General features: G+C 73.5%; 8 protein-coding genes. 5 read left to right on the forward strand and 3 right to left on the reverse strand.

What is annotated here, in order from left to right:
• Window positions 1-47 precede the first annotated feature (47 nt).
• Both pgi and ACWGL3_RS28585 read right to left on the reverse strand, forming a co-directional pair.
• Entirely contained in the window at window positions 48-1748 is a 1701-nt protein-coding gene (gene pgi / locus ACWGL3_RS28580) for a glucose-6-phosphate isomerase (protein ID WP_267949415.1), read from the reverse strand.
• Between the two features lie 212 nt (window positions 1749-1960).
• Window positions 1961-2800: an ion transporter gene (locus ACWGL3_RS28585; RefSeq protein WP_267950343.1), complete on the reverse strand. Its 840-nt coding sequence runs from the start codon at window positions 2798-2800 to the stop codon at window positions 1961-1963.
• Between the two features lie 274 nt (window positions 2801-3074).
• Here ACWGL3_RS28585 and ACWGL3_RS28590 point away from each other — a divergent pair, with 274 nt between their 5' ends.
• Window positions 3075-3323 (forward strand): hypothetical protein, encoded by a 249-nt coding sequence (locus ACWGL3_RS28590; protein WP_267950342.1) that lies wholly within the window; start codon window positions 3075-3077, stop codon window positions 3321-3323.
• Between the two features lie 26 nt (window positions 3324-3349).
• Here ACWGL3_RS28590 and ACWGL3_RS28595 read toward each other — a convergent pair whose 3' ends face one another.
• Window positions 3350-4105: a FadR/GntR family transcriptional regulator gene (locus ACWGL3_RS28595; RefSeq protein WP_452462011.1), complete on the reverse strand. Its 756-nt coding sequence runs from the start codon at window positions 4103-4105 to the stop codon at window positions 3350-3352.
• A 1075-nt stretch (window positions 4106-5180) separates the two neighbouring features.
• On the opposite strand from ACWGL3_RS28595, the gene ACWGL3_RS28600 reads away from it, so the two are divergent.
• The 4 genes from ACWGL3_RS28600 (at window position 5181) to ACWGL3_RS28615 (ending at window position 9187) form a co-directional block, all read left to right on the forward strand.
• Window positions 5181-5873 carry a 7-cyano-7-deazaguanine synthase gene (locus ACWGL3_RS28600; protein ID WP_267949414.1) on the forward strand — a complete coding sequence of 231 codons (693 nt, stop codon included), beginning with the start codon at window positions 5181-5183 and terminating at the stop codon, window positions 5871-5873.
• 394 nt (window positions 5874-6267) lie between these two features.
• The gene (locus tag ACWGL3_RS28605) at window positions 6268-7053 is read left to right on the forward strand and encodes a (Fe-S)-binding protein (RefSeq protein WP_267949413.1); all 786 of its coding nucleotides are present in this window, start codon (window positions 6268-6270) and stop codon (window positions 7051-7053) included.
• The gene (locus tag ACWGL3_RS28610; RefSeq protein ID WP_267949412.1) at window positions 7050-8477 is read left to right on the forward strand and encodes a lactate utilization protein B; all 1428 of its coding nucleotides are present in this window, start codon (window positions 7050-7052) and stop codon (window positions 8475-8477) included. The genes ACWGL3_RS28605 and ACWGL3_RS28610 overlap by 4 nt, the downstream gene beginning before the upstream one ends.
• An 86-nt stretch (window positions 8478-8563) precedes the next feature.
• Window positions 8564-9187 (forward strand): LutC/YkgG family protein, encoded by a 624-nt coding sequence (locus ACWGL3_RS28615; RefSeq protein ID WP_267950340.1) that lies wholly within the window; start codon window positions 8564-8566, stop codon window positions 9185-9187.
• The last annotated feature ends 43 nt before the right edge of the window (window positions 9188-9230 follow it).

Consider the following 9230-nt stretch of genomic DNA (forward strand, 5'->3'; position numbering starts at 1 on the left):
GGGATGGGGCCCTCCCGCAGGCGGAGACGGGATCCGCTCCCCTGGCCCTACCTGCCGCGCAGGGACCGGTAGCGCTCCACCAGGGACGCGGTGGAGGCGTCGAGGCCGGTCACGTCGGCGCCCTCGCTCAACGCGGGTTCGACCCGCTTGGCCAGGACCTTGCCGAGCTGCACGCCCCACTGGTCGAAGGAGTTGATGTTCCAGACCGCCCCCTGCACGAACACCTTGTGCTCGTAGAGGGCGACGAGCTGGCCCAGGACGGACGGGCTGAGCCGGTCGGCCAGGATCGTCGTGGTGGGGCGGTTGCCCTCGAAGGTGCGGTGCGGGACCAGCTCCGCGGCGACGCCCTCCTCGGCGACCTCCTCGGCCGTCCTGCCGAAGGCCAGCGCCTGCCCCTGCGCGAACAGGTTGGCCATGAGCAGGTCGTGCTGGGGCACCAGGGACTCGGGCAGGTCGGGGGCCGGGTTGGCGAAGCCGATGAGGTCCGCCGGCACGAACCGGGTCCCCTGGTGCAGGAGCTGGAAGTAGGCGTGCTGGCCGTTGGTGCCGGGGGTGCCCCACACGACGGGGCCGGTCTGCCAGGCGACGGGGCGCCCGTCCCGCTGCACGGACTTGCCGTTGGACTCCATGTCGAGCTGCTGGAGGTAGGCGGTGAACTTCGACATGTGGTGGCTGTAGGGCAGGACCGCGTGGCTCTGCGCGTCGTGGAAGCCGCCGTACCAGACGCCCAGCAGCCCGAGCAGGAACGGCAGGTTGCGCTCCACCGGGGCGGTCGCGAAGTGGGTGTCCATCAGGTGGAACCCGGCGAGCATCTCCTGGAACCGCTCGCGCCCCAGGGCCACCATCAGGGACAGGCCGATGGCCGAGTCGTAGGAGTAGCGGCCCCCCACCCAGTCCCAGAACTCGAACATGTTGCGTGTGTCGATGCCGAAGGCCTCGACCGCGGGGGTGTTGGTGGACACCGCGACGAAGTGCTTGGCGATGGCGTCCCCGCCGGGCTTCTCCCCCAGCCCGTCCAGCAGCCAGCCGCGCGCCGCGGTGGCGTTGGCGATGGTCTCGACGGTGGTGAAGGTCTTGGACGCGACCACGAACAGCGTGGTGGCCGGGTCCGCGTCGATCAGCGCCTCGTGCAGGTCGGTGCCGTCCACGTTGGACACGAACCGGAACTCCAGGCCCCGGTCGGTGTAGGGGCGCAGCGCCTCGTAGGCCATGGCGGGGCCCAGGTCCGAGCCGCCGATGCCGATGTTGACGATCCGGCGCACGGGCAGGCCGGTGTGGCCGCGCCACTCGCGCGAGCGGACGCGGTCGGCGAAGGCGCCCATGCGCTCCAGGACCCGGTGCACCTCCGGCACCACGTCGTGGCCGTCGTCCTCGATGACCGCCCCGCGGGGCGCGCGCAGGGCCGTGTGCAGGACGGCGCGGCCCTCGGTGACGTTGATGTGGTCGCCGCGCAGCATGGCGTCGCGCAGGTCGGCGACGCCGGTGGCGGCGGCCAGTGCGCCGAGGAGGCCGAGGGTCTCGTCGGTGACCAGGTTCTTGGAGTAGTCGACGTGCAGGTCGCCGACGTCGAGCGTGTACCTCCCGGCCCGGGAGGGGTCGTCGGCGAACAGCTCGCGCAGGTGGGCGGGGCCGAGCCGCGCGCGGTGCTCTCCCAGCGCGGTCCACTCCCCCCTGCGGTCCAGGGGGAGGCCCGGGGCGGCCCCCTCTCCGGTGTCCCCGGTGCGAGGGAGGGGTGTGCTGGCAGACATCCGGTCGCTCCTCGTCGTCCGTGCGGTCAGGTGCGGGCGGCGGCGCACGGATGCCGGGTCCGCGTGCCGCCCCCACCGTGCGGCTGTGCCGCCGAACCGTCCGAAGGCGTCCGGCGCACAGCCCTAGCCTGCCACGAACACCACCGCTTCCGGGGCTTTCCACAGCCCCGGCCGGAAGACGGCGCGCCGCGGGGACCGGCCCCCGCGGGCGGTCACACCTCCTGGCGCTCCCGGCGCAGCTCGGCCACCTCGGCGCGCAGCGTCCGGAGCTCCGCCATGATCATCGCGTGTCCCGGGTCGGGGCCGCCGTCGTCCGGGTCGGGCACCGCGCGGCCGCCCCGCCCGTCCCCGGGGCCGTCCCCGCTCTCCTCGCCGTCGTCCTTCTCCAGCGCCTCCACGGCGACGGCGATGAACAGGTTCAGGGCGACGAGGGTGGACACCAGGACGAAGACCACGAAGAACACCCAGGCCATCGGCGTGTGCTCCATCACGTCCTTGGCGATGGTGCCCCAGCCGTCGGCGGTGGCGATCTGGAAGAGGGTGAACAGCGAGGTGGGGAGGTCCCGGAAGTACTCCGGGGAGTCGTCCGCGAAGAGCCGCGTGGCCATGACCGCCGACACGTAGAGCAGCAGCATCACCAGGAAGAGGATGGACATCATGCCGGGCAGGGCCCGGAACAGGCCGGACACGACGTGCCGCAGGGACGGGATCACCGAGAGCAGCCGCAGCACCCTGAGGACGCGCAGCACCCGGAGCACGGAGAACGGCCCGGAGGTGGGCAGCAGGGCGATCCCGACGATCACCATGTCGAACCAGCTCCAGGGGTCGCGGAAGAACTCCGCCCGGTGGGCGTAGACCCGCAGCCCCAGTTCGAGGACGAACAGGGCGAGGATCACGATGTCGATACCGCGGAGGAGTTCGCCGTGGGCCGCCATCGCCCGGGGGGAGGTCTCCACGCCGAGGATGACGGCGTTGATCAGGATGAGGGTGACGACACTCGCCTGGAACCAGGAGGCGTCGACGATCGTTCGGACCCGGTCGCGCACGGTCACGGGAGAGGGGACTCCGTTCGTCATCTCGGACAACAGCGCCAAATCCTACCGTCCGTGACCACGCGGCGTTCCGGCCCTGGTGACCGCTTCGTCCCCGCCGGGTCCCCGGTCCGCACGCCCCTCTGGCATCCCCTGCCCTGACCAGGCATGATCAGGGGTAGGGACCACGAGAGCGAGGGGGAGGCCGGTGACAGGACGACCCGACGGGTCCGGCGTGGGGCCCTTCGACCCCGCGCCCGGACACGAGAGCGACATCGACGACGTGGACGCGGACATGGACGTGGGCGCGGCGGACCAGGACACGGCGGTGGCCGAGTACCTGTCGGACCACCCGCACGGCCTCCGGATCGAGGAGCTCGAGGACCACGACGCCCTCGGCATCGGCGCGGAACTGCGCCAGGAGGTCCCCGAGCAGGCCCCCGAACCGGCGGAGGAGCAGGACCGGGCGCCGGACGGGGAGGACCTGACGCGCGTGCTCGGGGCGGAGGAGTTCGCGGACGGGATCCGCGACGGGGACGGCTGAGCCCCCCGGCGCCGGCGGTGGTCCCCTCACCGTCCCGGCGCCCGCGTTCGGGTTCCGGCCCCGTCCCCCTGCGCGAGGTCGGCCCGGAGCCAGCGCTCCACCCGCAGGACGTGCACGGTCGCGGCGGCCCTGGCCGCGTCGGGGTCGCGCGCGACCAGGGCCTCGTGGATGCGCTCGTGGTCCTCGTGGAGCGCGGCGCTCAGACCGGCCTCACGGTGCCCGGCCCACACGCGGGCGTTGAAGGTGCGGGAGGACAGGCCCTCCCCGATCGCCGCCAGCGTGGCGTTGCCGGTGCTGGCCACGATGGCCTGGTGGAAGCCGAGGTCCGCGCCGGCCGTGTCGAGCACGCCCCCGTCGTGGGACTCCCGGCGGGGGCGTGTGCCGCCCTCCGGCGCCGCGCCCCCCGGAGCCCCCGCGCAGTCCATGGCGTCGGAGCCGTCCATGCGCTCCAGCAGCGCGCCGATGCGTTCCAGGTCGCGCGCGTCGGCCCGCGCCGCCGCCAGGGCCGTGGCGGCGGGTTCGAGCATCCGGCGCACCTGGAGGACCTCCAGGAGGGTCTGCCCCTGGGACACCTCGGCGAGCACCGAGAAGGTCTCCAGCAGGTCCGCGGGGCGCAGCGCCGTGACGTAGACGCCCGCCCCGTGGCGGGCCTCCAGGACACCGAGCGTGGTGAGGGCGCGGATGGCCTCGCGCATGGAACTGCGGGAGACCCCGAGCTGGACCGCCAGGTCGCGTTCGGTGGGCAGGCGCTCGCCGGGGCCGACCTCGCCCCCCGCGATCATCGCCTTGATCCGCTCGACGGCCCTCTGGGTGACGGGCGTGCGCTCTCCGCCGGGATCGTGGGGCACGGATCTCTCCAAGTCGTCGGGCCTTGGCGCACCGCCCTCGCGGGGCGCCCCTCGCTGTGTTCCGGGCGGTGTCCGGGTCCGGTCCGGACTCCGAGAGGCTGCCGCACCGTTCCCTTTGACGGGCGATTCATCATACCAATTTTCTGATACATCATTGCTCTCCGCCGAAAAACCAGCTTATTTCCTCGACTTGCTTCTCCTCACGACAGAGTGGTCCGACCATTCGGCGCTCGTCGGAATGGAGCAGCAAGTCCTGTCGCGGCCGGGGCCCTGGGGGATACCGTGCTCTCCGCCGGGGCGAACCTCGGGCGCCGGGCCGCGGGGCGCCGCCGTGGGCGCCGGGACGGGCTCTCCTGGAACGACGGCCGGGGACCCGTCCAGCGACGCGGTACATCCGGCGGACTCCCCCGCGACGTGCGAACCGGGTTCCGCGAAACCCCTCACACGACGGATCCGGATCTGCTCAACTGGGAGCAGTGTCGCCAAGGATGCTTGGAGCCGACCGTGATCCCTCACCTGTGCCGGGTGCCCGCCGCTCGTGCCGCCGATGATGCGGCCCGGCGCACCCATGGCCCGGCCCACCGCCCGGACGCGAGCGGCGACGGTCCCACGGCGGGCCCGCGCAGGCCCGCATCGAGAACGTGGGCCGGCTCCCTCCTGCGGACCCCGCACCGGGAGACGGTCCTGCCGTCCTGACACGGCCCCGGTCCACCTGCCCCCGAGCCCCGAGCCCGCCCGTCGCCACAGGTGGTGACACACCGTGTCCGACCCGACCGCCTGCCCGCCGACCCCCGCGGCAGGCGTCCGCGGGCTCCCCCGCCGCCACCGGGCCGGCCCCTTGTGCCGGACGCCGGCCCCGTGCCCTCCGTCCGCCCGACCCCGGGCGGCGGACAGAGCCGGGCGGCACACCACCGAGGCCCCGCACGAGGAGTGCCGGGGCGGCCCCACGGGACTCCCCCTCTCACCGTTGAACCCGCACCGACGAAGGCAACCGAAAGGGAGATCTGCAATGAGCGACCTGGTACTGCTGTCCGGCGGCATGGACTCCGCCACCGCCCTGGCCCTCTCCGCCCAGGAGGGACGCGCCGGCGCGGTCCTCAACATCAACTACTCCCAGCGCAACGCGGCCGAGATCCAGTCGGCGAGGAGCCTGGCCGAGCACTACGGCGTGGACTACCACTTCATCGACCTCTCCTCCTGGGGGGCCAAGCTCCGCTCCTCCTTCACCGACCCCACCATCGACGTGCCGAGCGGCCCCTACTCCAACGGCGTGTACGGGGACGGCGGCGCCGACTCCACCGGCGTCACCGTGGTGCCGTCCAGGAACGGCACGTTCGTCTTCGCGGCCCTGGGCATCGCGCAGACCCTGGGGCACGACCGCGTCGTCACCGCGGTCCACGCCGACGACCACGACGTCTACCCCGACACCAGGCCGGAGTTCATCGCCGCGGTCAACACGGCCGCGCTGCTGTCCACCAGCGGCACCGTCACCGTCCACACCCCCTTCTCCCGCACGAGCAAGGCGGGCATCGGGAAGATCGGCCGGAGCCTGGGGGTGCCGTACGAGCTGACGTGGTCGTGCTACTCCGCCGGCCCCTCGCACTGCGGCACCTGCGGGACGTGCATCCTGCGCCACGACGCCCTGACCGCCGGGGGCCACACCGACCCGACCGTGTACGCCGTGGTCCCGGAGCTGGTGTAGCCCGTACGCGCCGCGGTCCGCACCCGTGGCCCGGCAGGTCCGCGCACCGGCTCCTCCGGCGGACCGGGGTACCCGTACGCCGCTCCCGGCGGGGGCGGGCCCCTCCCCGCCGGGAGCGGGCCCGCCGGCGAGCAAACCCGCCGGGACCGCCCGGCCGGACCGGCGGGGCCCGGGAAGCACCGGTGGCCCGGAACGGATCCGCCCGGCTCCGACACGTGTCCCGGGCCACACCACCGAAAAGTGATCGTACCAATCCTGCCTGAGACTCTCCCTCAACACCGATAAACCCCCCTGTTCTTGCCGCACTTCCTCCGGTGTGCAAAAGTGGTCGGACCACTGGAAGGCTCGTGGCGAGCGGGACGCCGACCCCTGGAGGGCGGCTCGAGGGAGGCCCATGCGGATCGCACTCTTCATCACCTGTGTCAACGACACACTCTTCCCCGACACCGGACGGGCGGTGGTGCGGCTCCTGGAGCGGCTGGGCCACGAGGTCGTCTTCCCGGAGGACCAGACGTGCTGCGGCCAGATGCACTACAACACGGGGTACCGCAGACCGGCGACACGGCTGGCCGTGCGCTTCGTCAAGACCTTCGAGGGCGCCGACGCCGTCGTCGTCCCCTCCGGCTCCTGCGCGGCGATGATCCGCGACAACTACCCGCGCCTGGGCGCGGGCGGCAGCCGCCTGTCCCGCAAGGTGGCCGGCCTCGCCCCGCGCGTGTACGACCTCACCGAGTTCCTGGTGGACGTGCTCGGGGTGACCGACGTGGGCGCCTACTACCCGCACAAGGTCGCCTACCACCCGACCTGCCACGGGCTGCGCATGCTCGGCCTGGGCGACCGCCCCTACCGGCTCCTGCGCGCCGTGCGCGGCCTGGAGCTGGTGGAGCTGGAGGGCGCCACCGAGTGCTGCGGCTTCGGCGGCACGTTCGCGGTCAAGAACGGCGACGTCTCCTCCGCCATGGGCGCGGACAAGGCACGGCACGCCGTCGAGACCGGCGCCGAGGTCCTGTGCGCGGTGGACAACTCCTGCCTGATGCACATCGGCGGCATCCTGTCCCGGCAGCGGTCGGGCATGCGGGTGGCGCACATCGCCGAGATCCTGGCCAGTACCGAGAAGGGCGGCTCGGCCGGGCCCGCCCCCGACGACGCACCCGCCGCGAAGGAGGCCGTCACCCGATGAGCGCCACGTTCCTGGGCATACCGCCCTTCCCCGAGGCCGCGAGGGCGGCCGTCGACGACTCCCGGACCCGCCACAACCTGCGCAGGGCGACGCACACGATCCGCGACAAGCGCGCGTCCGTGGTCGGCGAGCTGAACGACGACTGGCAGCTGCTGCGCGCGGAGGGGGCGGCGGTCAAGGAGCACACGCTCCGCCACCTGGACCGCTACCTGGAGCAGTTGGAGGAGTCGGTGACCCGCGCGGGCGGCCGGGTGCACTGGGCCGCCGACGCCGAGGAGGCCAACGCGATCGTCACCCGGCTGGTGAAGGCCACCGGCGAGACGGACGTGGTCAAGGTCAAGTCGATGGCCACCCAGGAGATCGAGCTCAACAACGCGCTGGCCGAGGCGGGGATCACCGCCTACGAGACGGACCTCGCGGAGCTGATCGTGCAGCTGGGCGACGACCTCCCGTCGCACATCCTGGTGCCCGCCATCCACCTGGGACGCGCCCAGATCCGGGAGATCTTCCTGGACCAGATGGCGGAGTGGGGGACCCCGGCCCCGCCGGGGCTGACCGACGACCCCCGCGCCCTGGCGGAGGCGGCCCGGCTGCACCTGCGCGAGCGCTTCCTGCGCACCAGGACCGCGATCTCGGGCGCCAACTTCGCGGTGGCCGACTCCGGGACGCTGGTGGTGCTGGAGTCGGAGGGCAACGGGCGCATGTGCCTGACCCTCCCCCAGACCCTCATCTCCGTGGTGGGCATCGAGAAGATCGTGCCGACCTGGTCGGACCTGGAGGTGTTCATGCAGCTCCTGCCGCGCTCGTCCACCGGCGAGCGGATGAACCCCTACACCTCGACCTGGACCGGGGTGACCCCGGGCGACGGCCCACAGGAGTTCCACCTGGTGCTGCTGGACAACGGCCGCACGGACGTGCTGGCCGACACGGTGGGCCGCCAGGCCCTGCGCTGCATCCGCTGCTCCGCGTGCCTGAACACCTGCCCGGTGTACGAGCGCACGGGGGGCCACGCCTACGGGTCGGTGTACCCGGGACCGATCGGCGCGATCCTCACGCCGCAGCTGCGCGGGATGTCCTCGGCGGTGGACGAGGCGCTGCCGTACGCGTCGTCGCTGTGCGGCGCCTGCTACGAGGTCTGCCCGGTGGCGATCGACATCCCGGAGGTGCTGGTGCACCTGCGCGAGGAGGTCTCCGCGGGCAGGGGACACCTGGGGGAGAAGGCGTTGATGGCGGGCGCCGAGGCGGTCTTCTCGTCCTCGCGCGCCCTGGGGGCCGCCCAGCGCGCGGCGGGGCTGGGCCGCAACCTGGTGCCGGGGCACCTGCCCGGCACGGCCGGGGAGTGGACGGACACCCGGGACGTCCCGGACGTCCCCGCGGAGTCCTTCCGCTCGTGGTGGAACAAGCGTGGGAAGGGGCAGCGGTGAGCGCATCGCGGACGGGACGGACCCCGGGACGGGGAGGGGCCGCCGGAGGCGGGCCGCGGGGCCCCGTTCCGAGCAGCAGGGAGCGGATCCTCGGCCGGGTCAGGGCGGCGCTCGCCGACGTGCCCTCCGACGAGCCCGCGGTGCGGGCGCCGGGGCGCGGCTTCGCGGACAGCCACGCCGCGGGCCCGACCCTGGACGTGTTCGAGGACCGGTTGCGCGACTACAAGGCGCAGGTGCGCCGGGTCCCCGCCGACCGGGTGGCGGCGGAGGTGGCGGCGGCCCTGGACCGGCGCGGAGCGCAGCGGGTGGTGGCCCCTCCGGGGGTGCCGGACGCGTGGTTCGACGGGGCCGCGGCCGAGCGGCTGCCCGACTCCCGGGAGGAGCCCCTGTCCGTGGGGGACCTGAACGGGGTGGACGGCGTGGTCACGGGGTGCTCCGTGGCGATCGCGGAGACCGGCACCATCGTCCTGGACGGGAGTCCCGACCAGGGGCGGCGCGCGATCACCCTGGTGCCCGACTACCACCTGTGCGTGGTGCGCGCCGAGCAGGTGGTGGACGGCGTCCCGCAGGCCGTGCGGCTGCTGGACCCGGCCCGGCCGCTCACGTGGATCAGCGGCCCCTCGGCCACGAGCGACATCGAGCTCAACAGGGTGGAGGGGGTGCACGGCCCGCGCACCCTGGAGGTGCTGCTGGTCGAGGCCGCGCCCTGACCCCGGACGACCGGTGGGGGTGGGGCCGGCCCCACCCCCACCG

Source organism: Nocardiopsis sp. NPDC055824, from assembly GCF_053616335.1.